We start from the raw sequence: 24,951 nt of genomic DNA, 5'->3' as shown, positions 1-24,951 counted from the left end.
TTCATTTCATTTCATCTATGATAGCTACCGCCCTAGTCCACCCAGCACTAGCTCCTTTAATTTTCACCGGGAACACTGACACTTTAAATCCAAACGAAGGCAGCTGATCTAAGTTTGCTAGTTTTTCAATTTGACAATATTCTTTTTCCTTACCTGCGAAATGGGCTGCCCATAACACCCCAGGACGTGGGTTGTTCAAATAATCAGCTGCCTGAATGGATAAAGGAGTGTCCCATCCCCATCCGTCTGTCCCCATCACCTTTATTCCTTGCTCAATCAACCAAAGTGTGGCTTCAGCCGTTACCCCAACATGAATTTCGCTATAGGAAGGTTCATATCTTTTTTTATCTGCATCACAACGAATCATTACAATATCATAAGGCTTTAGCTGATAGTCCATTTCCTTAAGCTTTTCTTGTAAATCTGCAACCGTTACTGCATATCCAGCTGGTTTTTCTGTGAAGTTAAGGACCACTCCATCGTTAAAAAACCATTCGAGTGGCATTTCATCAATGGTACGGGCCTGTTTCCCTTCTGATGTGGGCCAGTAATGCCAAGGGGCATCCACATGAGTACCAGTATGACTTGTTAGAGAAAGGAACTCTCCAGCTAATCCCTTCCTCTCAGGAAAATCGTCTGGAGTCACGCCCACTAATTTGGCTCCGAACTCTGCTCCTTCCTCATGTGTTTCGTAACGAATGGAAAAAGGAAGAGGATCCTTTATATCCTCTTCAATTGATACACTCAGGTCCACTATTCTCCTCATACGCTCCCCCTAACCATATTCAAATGATTTTATTTGTAAGAGAACCAAGGCCTGTAATCGTAAGTTCTACCTCATCGCCAGGTTCTAGCCAGCGATGGACCTCTGTACCTAGCTCCATCAGGCATCCAAATCCAACTGTGCCTGAACCAATAATATCTCCAGGGTAAAGAGCCACATCCTCTGAAGCTCGCTCGATCATATCACCAAAGGTATAATAAATATCTTTAAAATTTCCTTTAGAAAGAACTTCCCCATTCACCTTTGCAGTCATCTCTAAATTAAAACGTTGCCCCACTCGGTATGGTTCCAATTCGTCTTTTGTTACAATGTAGGGACCAATGGATGTTGCAAAGTCCTTCCCTTTTGCAGGTCCCAATAACACTTTCATTTCTTTCATTTGAATATCTCTTGCAGACCAGTCATTTAATATGGTATAGCCAAAAATATAATCTTCCGCCTCACTCGCTTTTATATTTTTCCCTTCTTTACCAATCACACAGGCAAGCTCAAGTTCATAGTCGAGGCGTATACATCTTGAAGGTCGTTTCACTTCTTCTTTCGGACCCTTCATGGCATTTGGATTAGAAAAGTAGAAGATCGGCATTTCATACCATTCCGGTGCCACTGTATCACCCGAACGCTTGGTTGCATTCTTTACATGTGTTTCAAAGGCAACAAAGTCCCGAAAACTAGTTGGGTTTGGAAGTGGTGCTGTTAGCTGTACATTTTTTAGATTAATAGAAGGGAGATCTTTTGTCTCTAGTAACGACTGAACAACCGGTATATATAGGGATTGATTCTTAATGAAATCTGCCATTGTTTCTGGAAGTTCACCATTAGAGGCAAAGTTAAGATCAATCACAGAGTCATTCATCAGAATGCCAGCCCTTTGTTGTTGTTCTCGATTGGTAAAAGTGATGAACTTCATTCCTTTCCCTCCTAACTATTTTGCTAGTTGCTCCTTCAGCCAATCATACATTTCGTACGTTTCTGTGATATTGTCCACCTGACAATGCGATGAGCCTGGACTACTTGCTGGAATGATTTTTAACCAGCGAGGGCATGTAAGATCATTAAATACATTATGGGCATTATCAACGGTGTTTTGTCGATCATCTTCTCCATGTACGATATATGTTGGCATCTGAATTTTCTCTGCTACTCCCCTTAGGTTGTAGTGTTGCAGCTTAGCTCTTGCTGCAGGCATATCTTCTACTCCAAATATATGTTGGAGAATCTTTGCTAACGGGTGATGATCTGGCCGTTTTGCCCATACATCGTTATAGTCATACACCGCTCCCCAAATCGCACATGCTTTAAATCTCGGTTCAAACGCTGCACATCTCGCGGCCATGTAACCTCCCATGGAGACGGCCATAATTCCAATTCGATTCGGGTCTACCTCCAGGTTTTCCACGGCCCATTCATACGCTGCAGTTCCCGCAAGATTATAGTCGTGGCGAGAATGAATATGATGGAGACGAAGTGCTCCTCCTTGACCTGGTCCATCTACAGCTAAGAGCGAAATCCCTCTTTCATTCAAGAATTGAGCTGGACCATAATAGAGCTCTTCAGCAGTTGAATCAAGACCACCGAACATAATCATTAATGGTCCTCTCTTCTGACCAGGTGCTTCGAAATAATAACCTGGTAGAACAGCTTGTTCGAAAGGAATATTAATCGCCTTTGGGGGATTCGGTAATAACTCCCCTCCCTTTCGGAATGAATCTACTGCTTTTAAATAGGTTGGTAGTTTTCTATTGTCATCAGGCTGAAGGAAAAATTCAGAGCAACGATAATAGTTTGCCGCACGTAAATAACCTGATCGAGCTGTTTCCTTATATCCTTTATCCATCGCGTCATTTGCTGTTGTTAAAGCTTTATTTCCAAGTCTCATCCATTCATGATGGAAGCTTTCAAAATCACCTACCTTCATTCGGCTAGCAGCGTCAAGAATTTCATTTACCTCACCGCCGCCAAAATAGGATTGACTAATCATTCTTACCACTTGGTAGGACCACATATAATTATCCGGAAAAAAGTGCCACATTGTAGTACATCCCCTCACTATTGCTTTTATTTAATAATTTTCCCCGATGCATCCCATGGCATTTCTCTGCCCCAAGCATCGTTCGGATTCTCTGATAGACTCCATCTATATGGACCAAAATCAGGTGCAAACACGAGATGCGCTCCTGCATATAATTCAAATCTGTTTCCACCTGGTTCATCAACATAAAAGAAAAAACCTTCTGCAAGTGCATGTCGTGTCGGTCCACCCATCGCTAGGTTGTATCCGCTTTCAACAATGTGATCAGCAGCTAATAAGACCTCTTCTCTACTTTCTACTGCATAACAAACATGATTAAATCCACCTGGTTTTCCAGTATGAGATTTCAAGAATGCTATATCATGAGAAAGATTAGTAACAGAAAGCCATGCACCAATTTCTGGACTTGCAGGCTCGTTTGCATCCAAGAAAATTCCTTCATTATAACGGAATCCAATGTTTTGATAGAATTCACGATCCTTTGTGACATCATTGCTGTGCAGAGTGATATGATCGATACGACGTGGTGAAATACCTCGACCAGGATTTTTTTGTGGACGATTTCTCCATTTGCTTTTTAATACCGCAGGAGCTTCATACATCTCCACATCCCAAAAAATCTCTTCTAAATGTCCATCTGGAGAAGTAAATTGATAGGCCCGACCATGACCAAGATCTCCTTCAATCCAGCCTTTTCCTAGCCCTAGCTTCTCAATATGAGCCGCAGCTTCCTCAAGAGCAGCAGGACTATCTGCGCGCCAACCGATATGTCCTAATCCAGGTTCTTCACCAGCTGTAATTTTTAAACTGTGGTGATAGTGTTCTCCCCAAGCCCGGAAATACACGGAGGTTTCCGTCCGGTCGGATACCTCTAGACCAATAATATTTTTAAAGAAATCAGCCGACTCCTCTAGTTTTGGACTAATTAATTCAACATGAGCCAAATGAGAAAAATAATGTGGATTTTTGTACATAACTTCCCCTCCAAAAACAGTAGTAGTTTTTCAATCCACTAAGTAGTGGTTTATTTATCCTTATTATAGAGGGGTTTATTTTTGAAAACGTTTACTTTTTTATCTTAATTTATATGATTTTTTGTCTTTTTCAAAAAATTCGTATAACTCTTTTTCTTCTCTCTCAATAGTAAGATGTTGTAATAGATACCAATCACTTTAATAATGGACGTCTCCTTTTTTATAAAAAACTGGTTCAAAGTCGACATTTTGAATCCACAACTTCTCCTTGCCTTTCAGTCCTTTTTTAAACCACACGTCACCCTTTAGCTCTTTCCCATTATGACGGACCCATGTTATATATTCACTTATCACCTGTGGATTTTCATCTCGTTTTTTGCCTTTAGGGTAGGTAAGTTGTTTTTGTACATTATACTTTACATCGATCAAATAAAGAGATGTGAACATTGTTGGAACAGGCCCTTCCTTCCATTCCGTGTTCTCTTTTGAACGTGCGACAATGACGTTGTTTGACGAATACCATTCAAGATCAAGGTCCACATACCCTTTAGGTGTATAGTTCTTCTGTTGTAAAAAAGTAGGCATCTCAGCAAGGGTCATTTTTTTGTTTTCTACAAAGAACCTTCCTTCCCCAGATATATAAGCCAATTGATTCTTCGAAGGTGACCATTTCATCCAATCTTTAAAACCAAGCATCTTTCCTGCTTCTTGAAAGTCTTTTCCATCTGATGATATAACACACAATGAATTGCTATCCATCGCCCAAGAAGCCGTTGGGACCCCAAGAAAGCTAAGCCATTTTCCATCCGGGCTCCATTTAAAATAATTTGCACTTATCGCAAATAGATCATTTGGGTCAGTATGAACCGTATAAAAGCGCTTCATTCTTTCTGGTTTTAGATTTGCATTGACTGGGATTCTAAACAACTCAATCGGTCCCCAACCTGTAGGTAACAAATTCGATTGAGAAGACACGATGAACTCTTTCCCATTTGGAAACCATTCAAAGCTACTCACGCCTAACGATACATTTTCAAACCCTTGAGGTCGACCATCTTCTATTTTAGTTACATTTAATAAGCCCTGACTATTATAAGCTATTTGGTTCCTGATTGGTGACCACTTATAATCGGAAGTCTCCACTTTTATGTAAGGCTGATAACTTTCTTTTTTCGCTAAGTCATAAATGAATAGATCAGACTTGGACCATTGTTCGTCGCTATCAATATAAGCAATAAAGCGGCCATCGTAAGACCACTGTGGGGCATAGACATATTGTGAATGAGTCAGTTGTGTTTCTTGCTCCCCTTGTTTGACCCATAGTTGATTGTCTCGTACAAAAGCAGCGGTTAATGGTACTTCAGCGCTCGTACTTGTTGATTGAAGAAAGAAAATTAACATAAAAATAGACATCACTCGAAAGAACATAGAGTACCCTCCATTCTTTTCTTAAGATGTCCTTAAATGTTATTTATAATGAAATAATTGGTGGGTGAAGCGTAAATAGAACCTTTAAAGTAAAGAAAGAAACCTCTAACCTTCTTTTTTCCCACCTCCACGAAACGATAGCCGATGAAAAATATTGATATACACAAACAGCTCTTCTCCAGTTACCTTCCTCGAATCGGCATTGAGGGGAACATACATGGCGTGGTAGGTTTCCGGCACCCAGATGTAGTGATGGACATACTTTGTGAGAAAAAAGCCGCATGATTGCCAAAAGTGGATACGCCTTCTATTATCTGTTGTTTCCTCTGACTCTACTTCGATAATTAATTTCTGATACCCCTCAGCAACTGCTTTCTGTTGCAGATAATCAAATAAGTGTTTACCGAGCCCATAGCCTCTCACTTTTTCAGATACGGCTAAATAGTCGATAATCATCACCTTGTCAGATACTAGCTTTCCTGTGAGAGCCATCACAACCGCTACTGACTCGTTGTACCCTACATGAAGCTCGGCAATTCCTTGTGCAAACATATTTTTGATAATATGAACCGGTTTGGCCCCCTTATCTCCAAATGCCTCCAAAAAGAGGGGGCTTGCGTCTTGCCAAAGTTCATCGTCCCACGTACCAACAGTTTTAATTCTCATATGGATTTCTCCCATCTAACTAGCTACTTAATGATTCATTTTCCAAACAGCAAGGTTGTTCTCAAATTCTCTTTGCATTGCAATTTTATTTATATTTGATTTTGCCAATTTAATAATTTTGTTATCGTTCTCCCACTCAAATACCTCTGAGCAACTTCCTTCACCTATTTTTTGACCAATTTTCATAAAATACCTCCCGCTTTTATATAAGTAATAAAATTCGATAGATCGTTTTGAAAATCCTATGTTATTTGAAAGGCATATGTTACATAAAAATAGTTACAGCTGAGTAGATCAATAACAAACACATAATTAACCGAAATGACTTTTCATGTTTGGCGAAAAATCTTTTGAACAACGAGCCAAACCCTGACCATAAAAGTAATGCTAGCCATCCTAGAAAAATAGCTAAGGTTAAATAAAGCATTATGGATTGAAGAGAATCATTAATTGTATGATGATATTAATTATAAATAAAATTGAATTTATAAAATTTATTATCATTTTTTTCGATAGATAACTTTGGGAGAAACAAAATGGAAATACCATCTCCAGGTTAGGTCCAATAATAAGGGAATTTAGCTTAAAATATCCTAATGTCAAATTAATATTGACCAATGGTACCTGTGGTCAATACCAAATAGACTTATTAAGCGTACGGGTGGACATCGCATTCATGCTCACCCAGAAATCAAACTTGAAAAATGCATTCATTATTCTTTACTTGAGGAAGAAATCGTTCTTGTAAGTAGTCTGACGGGCCAGAACATTTTGATGAATATAAAGAAAATAACCACAACCATTTTTTCATCACAAATGAAGAGGGCTGCAGTTATCGCTTAATGTTTGAAAGACACCTATTAAAGCAGGGCATCCACAACTTTCAAACAATGGAGCTATGGAGTATAGAAGCAATGAAGCAGATTGTTATGAGTGGGATTGGATTTTCTGCCTTGCCTTACATTACAGTGAAAGAACATGTAGAGAATGGAAAGCTAAAAGTCCTAACACACTCTGAAAACTTTGAACCAATTTATTCTCATATGCTTATAAAAAAGAAAAAGTGGTTATCTCCAGCAGTAGAGGCTTTTACCGAGTTAGTATTAAAATCATTTAGTAAGACTGAAAAAGGAGTATATTAAACAGTTGAAGTTTGATTATCACCCATTATACTTATATCTCCTACAGCATCAATGTGAATTTTTTCTTCCTTTACAGTTTCATTTATTTGCATATGTTCTTCAATTTTTTCCTTATAAATTTCAACATCTTCAAAAATTATTGGATGTTTCGTTACCTCAATTCGCTCTTCACTTAGAGGAATACATTTCGTTTCGACTTCTTCATTCGGTGACCTTTTCTCTATGATCAGTTCTTCATAAGTTACTGGAACCAAAATTTGCTTTTCTACGGTATACGTTCTCTTATATACGTTCACCGTTGCGGTTTCAATAATTTTTTTATTTACCTCAAGCTCTTCCTTATGTAATTCTAGCGTCAATTCTTCATCATTGTTATGAGTTGAATTCTGCTTATCATGCAACTTAATTTGCCTCCCATAGAAAGATGGTGAAAACACCTTTTCATTGATCAATGAAAAGGTGTTTTTGTTTTTAGCTGTTATTTATATCTTCAAAACCTGTACCATCGGTAACAATATCTACACTTCCAGTTGTATTAACATGTGCATTTTCGTGTTTAAGGGTTTCTTGAACTTGCTGAGTTTCCTGAACTTGACGCTTAGAGGCGGAAATCTCCTCAGTAGTTACCGTGTACTTATTTACCTCAACTTTTTCTTCGGTAACAGGAATACGGATAGTCTCCTCGGAGATGATGGATTGATCACTTCGCTCATTATTTATTGGCGTTCTCTTAATAACAACTTCCTCATGCATTACTGGAACATCAATAGTTTTTTGTTCTTCAACAACATCTTTGGACAAGACTACTTCTCCTGCACCGACATTATTTTTTGTTATATCTAACTCTTCCTTATGAAGCTGTATTGTACCGCTTGATTGGTTATCTTGGTTTGTCAATTGAGTATCATTATCTTGATTGCTTGTTTTGTCATCCCCAAATAAGCCTAAAAAGTCGCCCATAAAAATCCCCCTTAGAAGTTGATTTAGTCAAGCTTTTTTATCATGTACCCTTAAGTTTTATTTATTCTTAATAAAATTAAGTAACAGAGCTTTTTGAGGTTATAAATGCGTATTTTGTTATAGTTTTTTTAATCTTGAATATCTGAGTCCTAAACGGAAAAAATATATTATTACTTCTTGCGGGAGATGTTACGAAATGGCATTAGAAAAAGGGCTCGCTCAATCAGAAAAAGCTTATAGCCAGTTTACAGAGATCAGTTCTTTATTTGCAAAAATAGTATCGGAAGAATTTTTCTTTACTTGGCAATGGTGGCTTGGAGTCGCCCTATTTATAATTCCATGGATTGTCTGGTTTTCTTTCAGGAAGAAGGATAGTACTGGACGTCTTCTATTAGGCGGTTTGATGACTATCATATTGTCATTAACAATAGACCTTGCTGCTTTATCTTTAGGACTTTGGTCGTATCCGATGGTAATCATCCCATTAGCACCTTTTCTATTTTTACCCTACCACTTCTCTTTAGCACCTGTTGCGGTGATGTTTGCACTACAAATAAAACCAAATATGAATCCCTTATTAAAGGGAGTTATTTTCTCATCCATTGCTGCTTTTGGAGGAATGAATCTCTTTGATGCTATTGATTTTTATAACCCTAAAAATTGGTCGACTTTGTATGATTTTATTATTTTTTTAACACTTTATTTTACAGCCTATCGGCTTACAAAGATTGAAAGCTATAATAAATTAGATAATGGATAAAATTTTTAGCATTTGGTATATCCTCAAGAAACATGAAAAAGACTAAATAAAAAAGAGGTTTTGGTCATGAAAATAATTCTATCCATTCAGTTGCTTTTTGGCTTATTCTTGTTTGGAGATTTTCCAATCCTTGGTACTAACCATGTAATACATGCTGAACACCAAGCACCTCCCTATGCTAAATGGGGGCAAGTAGCTATGAAGAAGACAAAAGAAAAATATCCCCAAGCTAATATTATTGATTATCTTCACATCGGCAGAGAAAAAGGCGCAAAATTCTCAACAGAAAAATTTAAACTTTGGTTAAAAACAGACAGTAAAGAATTTGGTGTGTTTGTTGATATCACTTTCGATAATAAAACCGAACAAATTAAAGATATTAAATATAGGGAAACAACTAGGTAATTTTTATTATTTGAAAGTATGTAACGGCCACTAAGCCCAACAAATAATTGTTGGGCTTTTTAGTATTTTTTTCTGTTTTACTCATAGTCAGAAGGGTCTATCATAAACACATAAATTAAATAGAATAACAGGCAAAGAGCAGTGGTTATAAATCCCCATCCGAGGGTGAGTTGGTCAATTAATAGATAGTTGTTGCACAATTGACTTGGCCACCAAATATAGAGAGCTCCCATCCCAAAGTATTTAATCATAAAAATGACAATTACCACATTCCTTCCAAAGGAGCTGAGTTTGCTCCAGCTGTCTCTTAGTGGAATTCCTGCTAGAAATGGCAAACTAATAAATTTAAATACTTCAACACTTTGTACGGTTAGTGCTTCGTCCATCGTTCGAGGGATCGTCCAATAGATAATTATAATCAAAAACAAGGTGATTCCAGGGATGCCATTGCTATTCCATTTTTCAAAGAAAAGCGGGAATCTTTGTTGAAAGAGTTTACCCATTAAGAAGCCAGCTATAACAAGGAAGGGCATTTGCATGTGCATATGTGTAATCATTATGGATTCTACTAAGTTAGCTACTGGAGGAATCATGAGAAAAATATATAACAACAAGCCATATATGAAGGATGTCATTTCTTATTCCCCTTTTCACTTTCAATCAAGGTGGCAATTTTATCAACAGCTTCCTCAATTTTTGTATAATCCATTACCTCACTTAATCTCCCTGTTTTATCCACTAAATAGAAGGCAGAATTATGGGTAAAGTTTCCGTTTCCATCTGGAATAACAATGACACCAAATCGCTTCAGCAACAAATCTAATTCGTTCTTATCAACGATTCTTGCCATTCTCCACGTGTCCCCATCACTACCAAAAGCCTTTCGATACGTTTCTAGTCTATCTGGGTCATCTCTAGTGGGATCAAAACTAATACTTAGAAATAAGATTTCGTTTCCTACATATTGAGGAAGTCTCTCATAAAGTTCTGCCATATTTTTTTCTAACTGAGGACAGACAGTTCCACAAGAGGTGTACAGAAAGGTAATTAATACATATTTATTATCGAATTCGGAAAGAGAATACGTTCGGCCTTTGCTGTCCTCCATTGTTACTTGTGGAAAGACAGGCTTTTCCTCCTTTAACTCATTTATTCTGGCAGTTTCTGCAGTAAATGCTTTAAATCCATCTGTTCCGATATAAAACAAAAGAAATCCAAACAAAATTACCACGATATATGAAATAGTAGTATGTCGGTTTTTTAGCATGGAGATCACTTCCATATCCTAAGCTGAGCATAAATAGATAGCCCACACCTTCGAGCTATCTATTTATCAAAATTGTTACCATGTTTTAAATGGTGGCGATCCTGGTGGAGCATTAACGATCATATCTGTTAACGGCAATACATAGGCCATAGCAACAACGATTAGCATGATAATTACCCAAACACCCCAACGCTCGGTTAAATATGGTGTTGGAGATTCTGCTGCTTCAACCTCGGCTATAGGGAACTCTGTTTCCCCTTTTGGAGCAAAGAACATCATATTAAATATGGCGTATACTTGAATGATGACAGCAATCAATAAAAACGTTGCGCCAATTCCAATCATCATCATATACGGGTCCCAAGCTTGGGCTGCAGCATGCTCGCCATATGTGGTATATGATGTTCTTCGTGGAGAGCCTAACAACCCAACAATATGCATTGAAGTAGCCATGATGACCATTCCAATGGTCCAAATAATGGTTTGTACCACTCCAATTCTATTCATCTGTGGAGTCAAAACACGTTTTGAAACGAAAGGAACTAACCAGTAGCTAATACCGAAAAATGTCATCACTACTGTCATTCCAAGAGTTAAATGAAAGTGACCTACGATCCACATCGTATTATGAACAACCTGATTTAATTGGTTCGTGCTCTGAACGATCCCTCCTGCTCCAGCAGGGGCGAACGCTGCCATGGCAATGAAAGGAGATAGAAAGCGCACATCACCCCAAGGCAGTTTCTTCAACCAGCCTAATACTCCTTTTCCACCTTTTCTTCTACCGGTCATTTCGAAAACTCTAAACATCGCATACGCCGTCATTAAAGAAGGAAAACCAATAGCCAAACTCATAAATACGTGCATGAATTTAATCGGGAGCGAAATGCCTGGGTCAATAATTTGATGGTGAAATCCACCGGTGATGTTCATAATAACCAAGGCAATTACCACTACACGTGTTAAATAATCATTAAATCGGGTGCCTCCAATAATCTTTGGCACAATTACATACCATGCAGAAACGGCTGTTAAATACCAAATATTTACCGCCGTATGACCAAAAGCCCAGAACAGTGTACGTGCCACCATTACATTAATCGTATCCACCCATCCCAGTGACCATGGAATTATCATAAAAAGTACTTCGACCGCAACAAACGCCGTTGCACCAACTAATAAAACAAATACACCTGTAGCAAAGAAAGCAAGAATAGGAAGATGCTGTCCTTTATGAGTCTTTCTCCAGTGGGAAACATTCACAAAAGCTCCTGCTGCTAGCATCCATACCCCAAGTACAATAAAAACGAGTCCAAAATAAAACATGGGGTGAGCTGCCATAGGTGGATAGAATGTATACATAACAGACGCTTCATTCATTAAAATAGGAATAACAACTAAGACAAAACCAAACATTTTCATCCAAAATCCAATCCAAGCCATTTTTCTCACTTTAGGAAGTAGTCCTCCTAATGTATGTGATAATCCTGCATAGAAATAGCCGATTGTAAAAAATGCCGAAAGCACCACTACCAGTAGTAGGCCATGCGCTGTAAGGATTTGATAATAATTTAGCCATACAGGTAGTTCCAACACACCCGCACGGTTCAGTCCTTGTAATAAACCGAGGAATCCGCCAAGTAGCAATGCGATAAAAGCAACCAAAAGATATGATTTCGTGATTCTTGCATCCTCTATATGAATTCCAAACACTTGATTGGCTTTGTTAAAAACCGTCACTTTTTCCTTTGATGGTATTACTGTTTCCAATGTACGTCCCCCCTTTTGATTATTTCACGCTAATGGTCATGCTCATCATTTGATGGCCAGCCCCACAATATTCGTTACATAACACTAAATACTCTCCTGGTTGATCAAAGGTTTGAGTAATTTTCTGTATATGCCCTGGCATAACCATTGCATTAATATTTGTGTTTGCTACCTCAAATCCATGTACCACATCCTTTGAAGTTAGAATGAAGTGAACCTTTGACCCAGCAGGAACTTCAATCGCATTGGGTGTAAAGCTAAAAATTTGCAACGTCATGACCACTTCATATTCGTTCTCACCAATTTTCTTTATTCCTGGTTCATTAAAGGGTGCGGTTTGATCTACCCTCTGAGGATCAATCGTTTCCTGATGACTTGGTGGGCCCATCTCGAGAGCAAAGGTCTGATAACCTGTGATTAACATAAATATCATAATCATACCAAAACTTAGTGTCAGCCAAATTTTTTCATCCAGATGCATATCTCTTCCCCCCTATACTCGACTCATATAAAGTCCAAATAAAATAAAATAAGAAACAAGTATTACACCTGCAACCATTCCTACAGAAATCCATGTCCCAACCTTTGATGTTGAGAAATTACTCTCCATTTGATTATCAACATTGTTCTCGCTCATAGTGATTCCCCCTTAGTTTTCTTACTTCCATGATAATTTGAGAATGATAATCACTGTAGTGAACCAAATCACAGTTGTGAAAAAAATCTTTAACAACTTTTGCTCATGTAAATAAAAAAAAGGTGCCTCCTCTTTGGAAAGCAACCTTTCTTGGATTTATAGTATATATAATTTTCCATGAGAAAAAATAAGCCTAACTTTAAAAAGGAGTATATAAAATGCAGAAAATCATCGAGAATTTAGATTTTGGAGCAAAGGGCTTATGGTTTCCAGTAATCATAAGCATTTTATTAACCACAACAGCCCTTTTTATCCGTAAAAAAAATATTACTTGGAGGGAAATCTATATTACATTTGGAGTTGTAGGGTTTGCTACTTGGTTTAGCGACGGCATGATTGCTAGAGTCATTGATGCTTTTGATATTGGTCACCCAAAAAAGGCTGGCATTGGAGATATTCTCAGTTATACCTTTATACCAACCTCACTTTCAATTCTTTACTTAAATTACCTAACAAAGAATAATAAGTGGAAATTGACAATTGGTTTTACTTTTCTATCACTTCTAATAGAATTTGGGATGATCCATTCTGGATATATGAAATACAAAGGATGGCATTGGTCTATTTCCATTTTAGTTTTCCTTCTAACTTTCGGTTTTTTATTACCCAAGCATAAATTGATTATTAGGAATGATGGAAAGTAATGTATTTAACAACAAAAGGGACATTAATCTATAAACCCAGAGATGGTTAGCGAGGCTATAATCGTAGCGAACTCTCTTCATCAACTCCCAGGGTTTCTTCATTTCTTAGCTTTCTTACGTAAACGAAAGGAATGATTCCTGTAAGAATCATAACAATACATCCAACCACCAGCAGCCAATCTCCATGACCTACGTAAAAAAGTGGTTCAGTTTCTTTAAATAAGATCCACGAAAAAACTGCTAATATGGTAATAAATCCAACAATTGTCTGCTTGATGGCATATCCTATTTTAGACGGGGTATTTCTTCTTTTAAACCTTTTTCCAATTAAGGTAGCAATCGTTAATAGTAGAAAAGTAAACGCTAATGTCGACACAACGTATTGGATCATTACATACGGGATACTCATAGGATCCCCGTTCATATTGTTTACTACTCCGTTTAAAAGGAACAACCCAATGGTATTTTCCGTATATCGTCTCAGTTCACTTTTCTTTTTCTTCATAGTTCTCTCCTTTATGTAATATGGAAGTCCATTGCATACTTTTAATATTTTACAATATTTTATTTAACTGATTTGTAAATTAGTACAATAGGTTGTACTAATTAATTCAATAAAAAAGGGCATTAATCCTCCTAGATTAATTGCCCTTTTAGCTTAACTACAATGTCATATTTGAACTGAAGTTGTTAACACATATGTTCGTTTTTTTATTGAGATTGCAAATTATCTCTATCAACAGCTTTGGGTGGTAGTTCCATCCATCCTTTTTCAATCATAATTCTTGCAGCACTTTCTACAAATGTGGAAATTTTCATCAAAGATTTTGTATATAGTAGCCCTACGTCATGCCTTCCATTAACAGCTACTGAATTACCAAACGCTCTCATTTTCATTGAAAACATATCCATTTTGTGAAATAACATTAGCTTATCTGAAAAAGGAGAGAACGTAGATGTTGTGACTAAATGATCTAGGAAAGAAGGTGAAGGTAAATTTTCATTATGTAGCATTTTCATATAGTGCTCAATATTGGTTGTCGTCATGTCTCTACCTTTTTGAAACAGCTCGCGAATTTTTTCATCTTTTACTACTTGTGCAAATGCTGCAATCAAAGCCTTACTAGTTACATTATTTTCAATATTATCGTAAAAATGGGCAATTTCTAATGCGTGTAAAGGGCGTACATGTCCTAGGTAGCCGTTTAAAAAATCCTTATGAGCAAATTCAACTTTTTCAGGAACTGGGATTAATGGTGGCTTAATAATAAATCCTTTATTCATTAGTACTTCTTTGATTTGGTTCATAAGATCTATAGTTGATTTCAAAGAGTAAGTAAAAAACTCATTAACATCGTCTCTATAAACAAGTGGGATGGCAACATTGTAAATACTCATACCTGCTTTTGCAACATATTTCAAATAATGAACGTAAAATTCATCTTCAAATAATCTTGGGGTACCTAAATTTACGTCGTCTTTGCTAAACGCAATAGGGATTGGAAAATTTTCCTTCTCTAAAATCTCTTTACTTGTTTTCATAAATTCTTCACACATCTTTAGTGCATTCTCTAATAAGGCTTTAATTTCTTTGTCCTCAACGTGTTGAAGGTAATAGCTTAACATGCATTTTGACATGCTGTTACCAGAATACGTTGCCCAGAGTTTCCCCATTTCTGCAGACGTTAATTTTTCCTTCGAGCTTGTTTTAGTTGAGCCCAATTTAATCGGCTTTATAGTCTTCAAGGTAAAAGCTCCTTCACACACATTTTACTTTAGTTTTTTCTACCATTTGGATTTTATGCCTATATAAATGGAATATATCTGCGTGTCATTTTATAAAAAAAGAGCCTATCTCGATAAAAGACGGCTCAGGAGCAATTTTTACTTGCTGTACGTTTAGAAACCAATGGTCTACCGTTCTTCCAAATCACTTCTACATCCATAGTAAGGAAGTGAGACAATTTAGAGCTTGAAATCATTTCGTTTGTATCTCCTGCCGAAAAAACATATCCTTCTTTTAATAGCAATGTTTTATTAAAAATAGGCAAAATTTCTTCTACATGGTGAGTTACATAAACCATTGTTGGTGCATGTTCTCTTTTAGCAATTTCCTCAATTGTTTCTAAAAATTCTTCTCGCGCGATGAAGTCTAAGCCATTCGTAGGTTCATCCAGGATTAGTAGAGACGGATTTGCCATTAAAGAACGCGCGATAAGAACTCTTTGCTTTTCTCCTTGTGAGAGATTCTCATAGTTACGATTCGCATAATGGATGCAGCCAAGCTCTTTTAATAAAGTGATGGCTTTTTCTCTAACTTCATCTGTGGGTGTTTCGTAAAGACCAATGGAAGCATAAGCACCACTTAATACGACCTCAAAGGCATTATCCCCAGGATGGAATTTTTGTTGTAAAGAAGAAGATACAAACCCAATATGCTTTCGGAGTTCACCTCCAATAGGATCTTTCCCGAACTCTCTACCTAGCACGCTGACTTTCCCTTTTGTTGGAAAATAATAAGCATTTACTATATTTAGCAATGCGGTTTTTCCAGCACCATTTAACCCAAATAAAACCCAATTGTCCCCTTTATGAATGCTCCAATTAATATGCTGTAATATCCACTTCTCCCCTTTTATTAACGAAACATCTTCCATATGTAATACCATCTTGTTTCTCCCTTCACTCCCTCAGGTTACCGTTATATTATCACATTATTGCAAATTTTTATTAATTAAAAAATAGAGGGTTCTCATCCTAAGACTGAGAACCCTCTTGTTTGTGTTTCGTTCTACTCTCTATCTCTTCCTTTTTCAAAGAAGGATGGTTCCACTTGGTTGTTCTTCTCAATGAATTTATCCTTCACAGAGCCTTTGCCCTTCTTCGATACTTCGGATCCAACCGAAGCAAAGATGCTGTTAGCTAGTAGACGATAGCTATACTGCGTATGTGCTCTATATGCTAAGTCATTAGCAAACAAAGTAATGTTGGTGTCTTCAAGATTTTGAGTAAAGGCTAGTGTTTGACCCTTTGCCTCTTCGTGTCCTGGCCACCAGCCAGCAACATAGAAGTCATCACTGCTACTTACGGTTGCAAGTACCTCTGCCTCCTTAGGAACGGATGTAATCCATGCCCCATTGGTTGTATACAGAAGCTCATCGGCCTGATAGCCAGAAGTTAGTAGATGATCATTTACTTTTGCTTTTAACAGCCCTTCGTGTCCTGCACTTGTGTAATCCCACTCATAACCTGGTAGCAAACCGCTATTTTTCACAGCATTGAGCGCATAAACACCCATACCAACATACGATTTCCCTGCAAGACTGCTAGCATTAAAGGTACCACTATCACTTACAATTACATCTGCTTCCTCTTGGCTCACTAGTTCGAAACCTAATTCCTTCAACGAGAAGATTAATTGAGATGACCCCGTTACAGCCACTTTAGGAAGAGATAATTTTTCTGTTTTTACATTTTGCGTCGTTCCAACTGGTGAAGCTTCATAGTAAAAATCAGCATAACCAGCTAAATCTTTTGTACTCACAATATAATCGCCTTTATTCACTTTGCCCCTTGTTTCCACTGCTTTTTCAACGACTTTACCGTCTCTTAATAGCTCATTTACTAGTTTCACTGTGTCATTATTAGTGTTTGATAATACTTGCTTTGGTGTTTTACCAACCACTTCACCTGTTGGTAATGTAATATTTTCTACGTCTGTCGTTTTGTTTTCAAAAGCATTTGATACACGAACTTCATCAATATCAAACCCTCTTAAAGCCGGGAAGTTAACAACGATCGGATCGTACATGGCTCCCCAGTCAGATACATCGTCACCTTTATAAAGCATCGCATTAGCCAATCCACGTTTAGCTTGGTCCATAGGAACTACATATGTTCCTTTTGAATAAGTGACACCATTTACTTCTGTATTTGTTGTCGTTTGTTCGATCTTTACACCGTTACGAAGTAAATACTCTATCATTTTCGTTGCTTCAAGAGTATTTTTTTGCCCCGCCACATCAGCTGGTATTACATAATATTCTGGGAAGAAGTTTTCATTGTCTCCTCTTACACGACCAATAGATTCTCCGTCAGCATTAACAAAGTATTCATCAACGGCACGATTATCTTCCCCATTTACACCACGCTTAAAAATTTCAAGCTGGTTTTTGTAAAGTTCATCTTTGTTTTCAGTAACATAAAGCGTTGCACCAAGACCCGTACCATACATAGCATCATATCCATTTTGACTTAATGCTGGTGTTTCAATGGTGTGACCAAGTGAACCATGCAACATCGCATACATCGCTGTATAGGCTGGGGTCATATCATCCCAACCATCCCCATAATCTAAGGCTGGAATTTCATAAGAGTTATAAGCAGAATTACTAATCCCTGCTTTCCCCATCGCATGAGCTTGGTCAATCATATTGCTGTAAAGTAAATCATACTCAAAGTTCGGGTTATGTGGAGGAGTAGTTGGTTCAATTAAGAAGCCACTCACATATCCATGCATATCAAGGAAGGAAAGTGGAGTCCACTTCGCAATCTCTTGAGTGACTTCCTGTGTTTCGATTTGAGTTTGATAGTGATTATCACGGTTTAAGTCAAATCCATTAGCATTTGCTCTTGTGTTAAGTACTCTGCCATCAGGGTTATTCGTAAACATATATAGGAAGATGACATCATCAAGAACTTCATCCACATTCAATGTCACAGGTTTTTCCTGATCGTCATCAACCGTTTTAAAAGTGACTTCCTCTTCAAGAGCAAATTTCTTAAATAACTCAACTTGTGCATCCACACCCTCCACTTCATCAGGGTGAATATTATTAATCCACACGGGAACTTGATAATCTCCCATTGTTCCATTTTCAAGCTTTTCTAATAAACTTTCAGGATTTTCTAATGCGGTAGGTAAAGTTTCGTTCAAATACTTATCAACTGCGGCTTGATCTCTTGCTAAAATAACAAAATGCAGGTCCCGACCTTGTACAGTTTTACCAAGACTTTGGTACTCGAGATAACGGTCATTTGCCGCATTTGCTTCCTCGAATACTTGATCAATGGTTGGCTTTAATTCCTCATAGAAATGAAATTGATCATACACATTAAGTTTGACCGTTTTGGCTGCCTTTGTTTGGCTTGCAGGATTTATTAATGCTAGCTCATAGTCTCCAATAAATTGTTGATATTGCGTACGAATCGTACGGTTTGAGAGATTGTCTCTATTATAAAGAAGACCAAACTCTAATGTTGCTTTGATGGTTGTTGTGCCATCAACAAAATGTGGCTCTTCGATCACCTTAATAAAAGGTTCACCATTATAATTTGTCCCACTTGTCCACTTTTTCCATTCGGAGAGGCTCTTCCCTCCAAATTGAAACTCTAGTTGACTCAAATCAACATTATCCCCAAAATCCGCTTGTACCTCTACTGTTCTAGACTCTGTTAATGAGAATAAAGACCTACTAGTCTCTAACTCTATCACATCGTAGGCTTCGACTGTTTCAGTTGCTAAAACAGGAAATGCTGCCTGTGTGAATAGGGCTAGAACTAGTAAAAATCCTAGTAAAGCCGTAAATCGCTTCTTCATAAAATCATCCCTTCTATGTATATAATAGACTACCAAGTTAACGTAACAGAATATTCGGAAAACAAACAGGGAATTTAGTTCGATATACGAAGGGAATTCATCGACAAATTCCGCCATTCACCATGGATATATAGCTAACTACTAGTTCATAAGGCTCAACCTGCACATAAAAAAACCTCTTCCTATATTAGGAAGAGGTTCATATCAATCTATCTATCTACAATATACACACGTTCAGGACGGCCAACTGTCCCATAAGCTAAATCGGCTTCAATTTTTTCTACTGATACCAGATGCTCTAAGTAACGGCGAGCGGTTGTTCTACTAATACCAATTTCTTTTGCCACGCTCTCAGCCGTTAGTCCAACTCCTACTTTTCCTAGTACTTCTAGTACTTTTTCAAGGGTTAATGGGTCAATTCCCTTTGGTAAATACGTGCGATCATTGTTACTAGTTACTTCTACTTCTTTCCGTAGAAGACTGTCAACCTCTTGCTGTGTAATAAGCGTATTTTCTTTTCCTAATAATTGTAGTTTTTTATGGAAATCTTGATATCGTTGCAATGCTTGCTTAAAACGATCAAAGACGACAGGTTTAATCATATAATCGAACACGCCGATACTAATTGCCTCTTGGACTTTATCTAACTCTTTTGTAGCGGTAATCATGATCACATCTGTATGTTTTTCAAGCTGTTTCGTTTCTTTCAGTAAGTCCAATCCATTCATATCCGGAAAATAAACATCTAACAGGAGCAAATCTGGCTTCAAGATATCAATCAATGTTCTCGCCTCTAGATAACTAGCCGCAATCCCAACAACTTGAAACCCCTGTATTTGCTCAATATACCGCTGTTGTATCTCAGCAATTCTAAGATCATCTTCAACAATTAGCACTTCGATCTCACGGTTACCCATTGTTTACTCCCCCCTATTTTTCGGTATCGCTACAGTGAAAATCGTACCCTCCCCTGATTGTGTTGAAAAGGTAATAGTCCCACCAAGAGCTTCAATTTCCCTATGAACAAGACTTAGTCCGATACCCGCATTACTCTTTTTGTTCTTGGTTGAATACCCTTCGCGAAAAATCAAATCACTTTTGCTACTTTCGATTCCATTTCCGTTATCTTCGACTTCAATAATTAGATCTTTCCCGAGATCGGTTAGAAACAGGGTTACAATTTTTTCTTCTTTTTCACTGTCCCTTACTGCTTCAAAAGCATTGTTGACTAAGTTCCCGATAATCGTGACTAGCGAGTCTCGATTCATCTCATCAGGAATATCTTTAAAACTACTCTCTCTATCTACAAGGAAATTCACTTTCCATTCACTCGCCAAGCTTGTCTTTCCTAAGATAAATCCAGCAATTATGGGATCAGGAATTTCTTTCATCAGAAATTGAACAAACCCTTGAGCAACATCCACTTCATGAGAAATAAAATCAATTGCTTCTTTATATGACCCTAATTGGATTAATCCTAATAAAGTATAAAGACGGTTGGAGTACTCATGTGTTTGTGCTCGCAATCCCTCTGCATAAGCCTTTACATGTGATAATTCCTGCAGTAAATGTGCTAGCTCAGATTTATTCCTCAAACTGGCAACCGCTCCAATCACATTACCTTTCTTATTATGAATAGGAATTCGATTAGCCAAATAGACAGAACCAAAAATCATCATTTCCTGGTCATATTCAGCCATCCCTGTCCGAACCACACTCAGGAGCTTCGTGTTCTCTAAAACCTCTTCAATTCTCTTCCCCCTGAGTAAGACTTCATTTGGTACTCGTAAAATTTTATGAGCTGTTTCATTTACAACTGTGATCCTGCCATCTGTATCGATGGCAATAATTCCTTCATGAATCGATTCTAAAATGGCATGTTTCTCCTGATACATCCAGGCAATTTCTTTTGGTTCTAATCCAAACATGGCTTTTTTAATATTTAAAGAGATTAAAAGAGCCGCTAGTAGTCCCCCTATTAAAATCAGGAAGGTAACCACAAATATCTTTTTTTGTATTTTTGCCACCTTCATCTCTATATCCGTCTGGAGATACCCAACTGATACCACACCAATGACTTCTCCATTATGAAAAATAGGTGCTTTCCCCCTGAGTGAAGGTCCTAATGTCCCCGTTGACTCTGAGATAATCGATTCCCCTTTAAAAACTCGACTATTATCTCCCCCAACCATCTTCTGCCCTAAACGTATAGGATTAGGATGGGAATATCTGACCTCAGCTAAGTTCCCGATAACAATAAATTCCGCACCTACTTGATTTCGGATTTTTTCTGCAATGGGTTGAATAATAGCAGCCGGATCTTCTGTCTGAAAAGCTTCTTGTATTTCCGGTATATTTGCGACAGATTGGGCCACTGATAACGCTTTTAAACCAATTTCATTTTTCAGATTTGATTCCATGATTTGTTTAAAGGTGTACCCAAATAAGCCTCCAATCACAACTATGACAATAAAAATTCCGAGCATTAACTTTGTATGTAAACGCATCCAAACACCTCTATTCTCATTATATTAAAAAAACTCCTTATTAAAAGGAGTTTTCGAACTATTTCAAATAATTTATCCTTCCACGTTAATAATGACTTCTTTCCCTCTTCTTTTCATTAGGAAAGGAATGATTAGCCAAAGGAGTGTAATGAGTAGAAAAGCTAGGGAAATCGGTCTTGTCAAAAACACACTGAAATCTCCATTAGAAATTGTTAACGCTCTTCGTAGATTATTTTCAACCATCGGCCCTAACACCAACCCTAGTACTATTGGTGCGATAGGATAGTCATTCTTGTTTAAAAAGTACCCAAGAATTCCACATCCTAATAACAGCAATAAATCATATGTGGAAACTTGAACGGCATACACACCAAAGATGGAGATTGCGATAATAATAGGAATCAAGAATTGCTTAGGTGTTTGAATAATTTTCGCAAACACTTTTACCAATGGAAGATTTAATATTAATAACATGATATTCCCAATAAACATACTAGCAATTAGTCCCCAAGCAACCTGTGGATGGTCTTCAAATAATAACGGCCCTGGTTGGACGTTATACATCATCAGTGCACCCATTAATATCGCTGTGGTACCTGAACCTGGAATACCAAGCGTTAATAATGGGATCATTGCACCACCCGATGCTGCATTATTTGCAGACTCCGGCGCTGCAACCCCTGCAATGGATCCCGTACCGAATTTGGAAGGGTTCTTAGATATCTTTTTTTCCAAAATATAAGAAAAGAAGGAAGCGAGCGTCGCACCTGCACCTGGTAATATTCCTACAAAGAAGCCTAGTATCGAACCTCTAGCAATCGGTCCAGCTGATTCCTTGAATTCATCCTTGGAAGGCAGTAAATTATTGATTTTTGCAACATGTACCTCATCTTCTTCTTTTTCTAAGATTGTCTTGAAAACTTCACCTAGAGCGAACAAGCCAACAGCTATAGTTAAAAATTCAATTCCCTGATAGAGCCACGGAACATCAAACGTAAATCTAGCAATACCTGAGACACTATCAATACCAATTGTTCCAAGTAGTAACCCGCAAGTGGTCATAATCAATGCCTTTGTAACAGATTTTCCTGCTAAACCACTTACAGCACCTAGACCTAATAACATAAGAGAAAAATATTCTGCTGGTCCAAATTTCAGAGCAACAGCTGACAGTGGTTTGGCCAATGCAATAAGTGCTATAAGAGTGATGATACCAGCAACAAATGAACCGATCGCTGCTATCGATAACGCACTTCCTGCTCTCCCTTTTTTCGCCATTTGATAACCATCCAACGTCGTAACAACTGATGATGATTCCCCAGGTGTATTTAATAGAATCGATGTGGTCGAACCACCATACATCGCTCCATAATACACTCCAGCAAGCAGAATGATTGCACTTGTAGCTGCTTGCTCTGGAGGAAGTCCACCTGTAATGGATGCGGTAACTGGAATTAGCAGTGCTACCCCACTCATTGGACCAATTCCAGGCAGCACACCTACAGCTGTACCTATTAACACTCCAACAAAAGCAAATGCGAGATTATACCAGATTAGTGCCGTTCCGAAACCTTGAATTAAATAGTCAAGTGTGTCCATGCTTCCCTTCTCCTCTCTACACCCCTTTCATAGCTAAAACCAAATTGGCCAGCCAGGAAGAGTTCCTTTTAACACTTGTACATATAAAAAATACACAATTCCTGAAAAACAAGCAGATATGATGAGAGACTTCACCCATTTTGTACGTTCCATTGTCTGAAAGCATACAAATAAAAAGATAAAAGTCGTAATGACGTACCCAATTGTTTCTAATGTCAAAATATAAAAAAGCGTAGCAACAAAGATGATAAGAAATGGCTTGTATTGCAGCTTCTCCTTTTCACCGTGATTGCTCCTCGTCACAAAAGTTTCGTAAAATAAACGAATACTTAAAAGGACAAGTAAGGCACCGAGAATGGAAGGAAAAATATCAGGCCCTACAGAGCTTCCATATGAAGTGCTAGCGAGATTTCGACTCCCGATAATAAACAGAACTCCAATTGCTAGAAAAAGTACAGAAGCGATACGATCGAACTTAATATCCATTGGTACTCCCCTTTCAAAAAGCATAAGGGGAGAAGGAAGCCTCCTCCCCAAGCTTATCTATTTCTCCATACCTAACGCTGTTAATAATTGCTGAACCTGTGTTTCCTGCTCCTCTAAGAACTTTGTGAATTCGGAACTGTTTTTGTATTCCATTTCCCAGCCTTGTGTTTCTACTTCCTTTTTCCATTCTGGAGAATTGACAAGCTTTTCTAAGGACGACTCCCAATATTCTTTCGCTTCATCTGACATTTTTTCAGGACCAAATACCCCACGCCAAATGGTAAACTCAGCTTCTACACCTTGTTCAATCGCTGTTGGTACATCCTTGAAGTCACCACCAATACGCTCGGTTGAAGTAACAGCTAACACTCGTACATCACCTGATTTTAAAAATTCCTTCACACTAGAAGCATCCGTTCCAATTACATCTGCATTTCCACCAAGTAATGCCGTGATCGCTTCTCCCCCGCCATCATAGGACACGTACTTCACTTTTGTCGGATCCACACCATATTTATAAGCGGGAAGAATAGAAATTAAGTGATCCATAGATCCTGGTGCAGAACCGCCTGCAAATGTTAGTTTACTAGGATCCTTCTTTACTTCTTCCAAAACGGACTTTAAGTCGGTAAACTTGGAATCTGCTTTTACAACAATCGCTCCATAATCCTTCGTTAACTGTGCGAGAGGAGTTGTATTTTTGTACCCGAATGGACTATTTCCTTCTTTTTTTAAATTATTAATGATAATCGGTGGAGAATTAACAAACAGCATGTCATTATTTTCTACTTGTTGGGTCGCATATTCAGCCATAAAAACAGCTCCGCCACCACCCGGTTTATTTTCTACCGTTAACGGTTGTTCCACAATCTTTGTCTCTGCTAACACCTTTGTCAACGAGCGGGCCGTTAAGTCCCAACCACCACCTGCTCCTGAGGGTGCTACCACTGAAATAGCTTTTGTAGGGTACCCTGTACTTTTTTCCTTCTTATCAGATCCTGCTGTTTGTTCACCACTACTGCAGGCACCTAGACTGAGAGCCAATACTCCTGCACAAAAACAAGCTGATATTTTTTTAATAGAAAACATTTTTGAATCCCCCTTTGTAAGCGTTTTCTTAATTTTACAAAACTTTTGAACATTTTTTGAATTATACATTTAAACAACATTAAAAACTTATTAATCATTTTGTTCATATTGTTCACGAGGAAAAACAACACAAAAAAACCAG

General features: G+C 37.8%; 26 protein-coding genes and 1 pseudogene. 4 read left to right on the top strand and 23 right to left on the bottom strand.

Annotation, left to right across the window (positions count from 1 at the left end; all coding sequences use genetic code 11):
• Nucleotide 1 precedes the first annotated feature (1 nt).
• The 7 genes from ACGLXV_RS22455 to ACGLXV_RS22425 all read right to left on the bottom strand — a co-directional run bounded on the left by ACGLXV_RS22455 (nucleotide 2) and on the right by ACGLXV_RS22425 (nucleotide 6,070).
• The gene (locus ACGLXV_RS22455; protein ID WP_391560377.1) at nucleotides 2-766 is read right to left on the bottom strand and encodes a cyclase family protein; all 765 of its coding nucleotides are present in this window, start codon (nucleotides 764-766) and stop codon (nucleotides 2-4) included.
• A gap of 19 nt (nucleotides 767-785) precedes the next feature.
• Nucleotides 786-1,694 carry a fumarylacetoacetate hydrolase family protein gene (locus ACGLXV_RS22450; RefSeq protein ID WP_391560376.1) on the bottom strand — a complete coding sequence of 303 codons (909 nt, stop codon included), beginning with the start codon at nucleotides 1,692-1,694 and terminating at the stop codon, nucleotides 786-788.
• Between the two features lie 15 nt (nucleotides 1,695-1,709).
• On the bottom strand, nucleotides 1,710-2,816 hold the full coding sequence (locus ACGLXV_RS22445; RefSeq protein ID WP_391560375.1) for an alpha/beta hydrolase family protein: 1,107 nt from the start codon (nucleotides 2,814-2,816) through the stop codon (nucleotides 1,710-1,712).
• A gap of 26 nt (nucleotides 2,817-2,842) precedes the next feature.
• Nucleotides 2,843-3,790 carry a VOC family protein gene (locus ACGLXV_RS22440; RefSeq protein WP_391560374.1) on the bottom strand — a complete coding sequence of 316 codons (948 nt, stop codon included), beginning with the start codon at nucleotides 3,788-3,790 and terminating at the stop codon, nucleotides 2,843-2,845.
• A gap of 198 nt (nucleotides 3,791-3,988) precedes the next feature.
• Nucleotides 3,989-5,218, bottom strand: coding sequence for a TolB family protein (locus ACGLXV_RS22435; protein WP_391560373.1), 1,230 nt, complete (start codon nucleotides 5,216-5,218; stop codon nucleotides 3,989-3,991).
• Nucleotides 5,219-5,323: 105 nt separating this feature from the next.
• The gene (locus tag ACGLXV_RS22430) at nucleotides 5,324-5,884 is read right to left on the bottom strand and encodes a GNAT family N-acetyltransferase (RefSeq protein ID WP_391560372.1); all 561 of its coding nucleotides are present in this window, start codon (nucleotides 5,882-5,884) and stop codon (nucleotides 5,324-5,326) included.
• A gap of 27 nt (nucleotides 5,885-5,911) precedes the next feature.
• A complete protein-coding gene (locus ACGLXV_RS22425; RefSeq protein ID WP_391560371.1) occupies nucleotides 5,912-6,070 on the bottom strand; it encodes a hypothetical protein in 159 nt (52 codons plus the stop codon).
• A 358-nt stretch (nucleotides 6,071-6,428) separates the two neighbouring features.
• On the opposite strand from ACGLXV_RS22425, the pseudogene ACGLXV_RS22420 reads away from it, so the two are divergent.
• Nucleotides 6,429-7,026: pseudogene (locus ACGLXV_RS22420) on the top strand (LysR family transcriptional regulator substrate-binding protein); the annotation flags it as partial.
• On the opposite strand, the gene ACGLXV_RS22415 reads toward ACGLXV_RS22420, so the two are convergent.
• On the bottom strand, nucleotides 7,023-7,427 hold the full coding sequence (locus ACGLXV_RS22415) for a YsnF/AvaK domain-containing protein (protein WP_391560370.1): 405 nt from the start codon (nucleotides 7,425-7,427) through the stop codon (nucleotides 7,023-7,025). The pseudogene ACGLXV_RS22420 and the gene ACGLXV_RS22415 sit on opposite strands and share 4 nt — an antisense overlap.
• A gap of 70 nt (nucleotides 7,428-7,497) precedes the next feature.
• On the bottom strand, nucleotides 7,498-7,986 hold the full coding sequence (locus tag ACGLXV_RS22410) for a YsnF/AvaK domain-containing protein (RefSeq protein WP_391560369.1): 489 nt from the start codon (nucleotides 7,984-7,986) through the stop codon (nucleotides 7,498-7,500).
• 196 nt (nucleotides 7,987-8,182) lie between these two features.
• Between ACGLXV_RS22410 and ACGLXV_RS22405 the strand changes: the two genes are divergently transcribed.
• Together ACGLXV_RS22405 and ACGLXV_RS22400 are read left to right on the top strand one after the other, a co-directional pair.
• Nucleotides 8,183-8,746: a CBO0543 family protein gene (locus ACGLXV_RS22405; protein ID WP_391560368.1), complete on the top strand. Its 564-nt coding sequence runs from the start codon at nucleotides 8,183-8,185 to the stop codon at nucleotides 8,744-8,746.
• A 66-nt stretch (nucleotides 8,747-8,812) separates the two neighbouring features.
• Nucleotides 8,813-9,151 (top strand): DUF3889 domain-containing protein, encoded by a 339-nt coding sequence (locus ACGLXV_RS22400; protein WP_391560367.1) that lies wholly within the window; start codon nucleotides 8,813-8,815, stop codon nucleotides 9,149-9,151.
• A gap of 77 nt (nucleotides 9,152-9,228) precedes the next feature.
• Here the strand turns inward: ACGLXV_RS22400 and ACGLXV_RS22395 are convergent, their stop codons facing one another.
• The 5 genes from ACGLXV_RS22395 to ACGLXV_RS22375 form a co-directional block, all read right to left on the bottom strand.
• A complete protein-coding gene (locus ACGLXV_RS22395) occupies nucleotides 9,229-9,786 on the bottom strand; it encodes a hypothetical protein (protein WP_391560366.1) in 558 nt (185 codons plus the stop codon).
• Nucleotides 9,783-10,418 carry an SCO family protein gene (locus ACGLXV_RS22390; RefSeq protein WP_391560365.1) on the bottom strand — a complete coding sequence of 212 codons (636 nt, stop codon included), beginning with the start codon at nucleotides 10,416-10,418 and terminating at the stop codon, nucleotides 9,783-9,785. Before ACGLXV_RS22390 ends, ACGLXV_RS22395 begins: the two co-directional genes overlap by 4 nt.
• A gap of 75 nt (nucleotides 10,419-10,493) precedes the next feature.
• The gene (locus ACGLXV_RS22385; RefSeq protein ID WP_391560364.1) at nucleotides 10,494-12,188 is read right to left on the bottom strand and encodes a cbb3-type cytochrome c oxidase subunit I; all 1,695 of its coding nucleotides are present in this window, start codon (nucleotides 12,186-12,188) and stop codon (nucleotides 10,494-10,496) included.
• Between the two features lie 19 nt (nucleotides 12,189-12,207).
• A complete protein-coding gene (locus tag ACGLXV_RS22380; RefSeq protein WP_391560363.1) occupies nucleotides 12,208-12,669 on the bottom strand; it encodes a cytochrome c oxidase subunit II in 462 nt (153 codons plus the stop codon).
• Nucleotides 12,670-12,681: 12 nt separating this feature from the next.
• The gene (locus ACGLXV_RS22375) at nucleotides 12,682-12,825 is read right to left on the bottom strand and encodes a hypothetical protein (protein WP_391560362.1); all 144 of its coding nucleotides are present in this window, start codon (nucleotides 12,823-12,825) and stop codon (nucleotides 12,682-12,684) included.
• Between the two features lie 218 nt (nucleotides 12,826-13,043).
• Here ACGLXV_RS22375 and ACGLXV_RS22370 point away from each other — a divergent pair, with 218 nt between their 5' ends.
• Nucleotides 13,044-13,529 (top strand): hypothetical protein, encoded by a 486-nt coding sequence (locus ACGLXV_RS22370; protein WP_391560361.1) that lies wholly within the window; start codon nucleotides 13,044-13,046, stop codon nucleotides 13,527-13,529.
• 55 nt (nucleotides 13,530-13,584) lie between these two features.
• Here the strand turns inward: ACGLXV_RS22370 and ACGLXV_RS22365 are convergent, their stop codons facing one another.
• From ACGLXV_RS22365 to ACGLXV_RS22325, 9 genes are all read right to left on the bottom strand, one after another.
• The gene (locus tag ACGLXV_RS22365; protein WP_391560360.1) at nucleotides 13,585-14,034 is read right to left on the bottom strand and encodes a hypothetical protein; all 450 of its coding nucleotides are present in this window, start codon (nucleotides 14,032-14,034) and stop codon (nucleotides 13,585-13,587) included.
• 206 nt (nucleotides 14,035-14,240) lie between these two features.
• Nucleotides 14,241-15,275: a DUF3231 family protein gene (locus ACGLXV_RS22360; RefSeq protein WP_391560359.1), complete on the bottom strand. Its 1,035-nt coding sequence runs from the start codon at nucleotides 15,273-15,275 to the stop codon at nucleotides 14,241-14,243.
• 125 nt (nucleotides 15,276-15,400) lie between these two features.
• A complete protein-coding gene (locus ACGLXV_RS22355) occupies nucleotides 15,401-16,198 on the bottom strand; it encodes an ABC transporter ATP-binding protein (protein WP_391560358.1) in 798 nt (265 codons plus the stop codon).
• A gap of 122 nt (nucleotides 16,199-16,320) precedes the next feature.
• Nucleotides 16,321-19,128 carry a M14 family metallopeptidase gene (locus ACGLXV_RS22350; protein ID WP_391560357.1) on the bottom strand — a complete coding sequence of 936 codons (2,808 nt, stop codon included), beginning with the start codon at nucleotides 19,126-19,128 and terminating at the stop codon, nucleotides 16,321-16,323.
• Nucleotides 19,129-19,337: 209 nt separating this feature from the next.
• Complete coding sequence (locus ACGLXV_RS22345; RefSeq protein WP_119707749.1) at nucleotides 19,338-20,045, bottom strand: response regulator; 708 nt, start codon at nucleotides 20,043-20,045, stop codon at nucleotides 19,338-19,340.
• Between the two features lie 3 nt (nucleotides 20,046-20,048).
• Nucleotides 20,049-21,635 (bottom strand): ATP-binding protein, encoded by a 1,587-nt coding sequence (locus tag ACGLXV_RS22340; RefSeq protein ID WP_391560356.1) that lies wholly within the window; start codon nucleotides 21,633-21,635, stop codon nucleotides 20,049-20,051.
• Nucleotides 21,636-21,707: 72 nt separating this feature from the next.
• The gene (locus ACGLXV_RS22335; protein ID WP_391560355.1) at nucleotides 21,708-23,234 is read right to left on the bottom strand and encodes a tripartite tricarboxylate transporter permease; all 1,527 of its coding nucleotides are present in this window, start codon (nucleotides 23,232-23,234) and stop codon (nucleotides 21,708-21,710) included.
• Nucleotides 23,235-23,267: 33 nt separating this feature from the next.
• Nucleotides 23,268-23,720, bottom strand: coding sequence for a tripartite tricarboxylate transporter TctB family protein (locus ACGLXV_RS22330; protein WP_391560354.1), 453 nt, complete (start codon nucleotides 23,718-23,720; stop codon nucleotides 23,268-23,270).
• A 57-nt stretch (nucleotides 23,721-23,777) separates the two neighbouring features.
• Nucleotides 23,778-24,809, bottom strand: coding sequence for a Bug family tripartite tricarboxylate transporter substrate binding protein (locus ACGLXV_RS22325; RefSeq protein ID WP_119707746.1), 1,032 nt, complete (start codon nucleotides 24,807-24,809; stop codon nucleotides 23,778-23,780).
• Nucleotides 24,810-24,951: the final 142 nt, after the last annotated feature.

Origin of the sequence: Robertmurraya sp. (genome assembly GCF_036676585.1) — a bacterium.
Lineage (GTDB): Bacteria > Bacillota > Bacilli > Bacillales > Cytobacillaceae > Robertmurraya_A.
The sequence above is the reverse complement of the archived record's forward strand: the minus strand, read 5'-3'. Positions and strand labels throughout refer to the sequence as shown.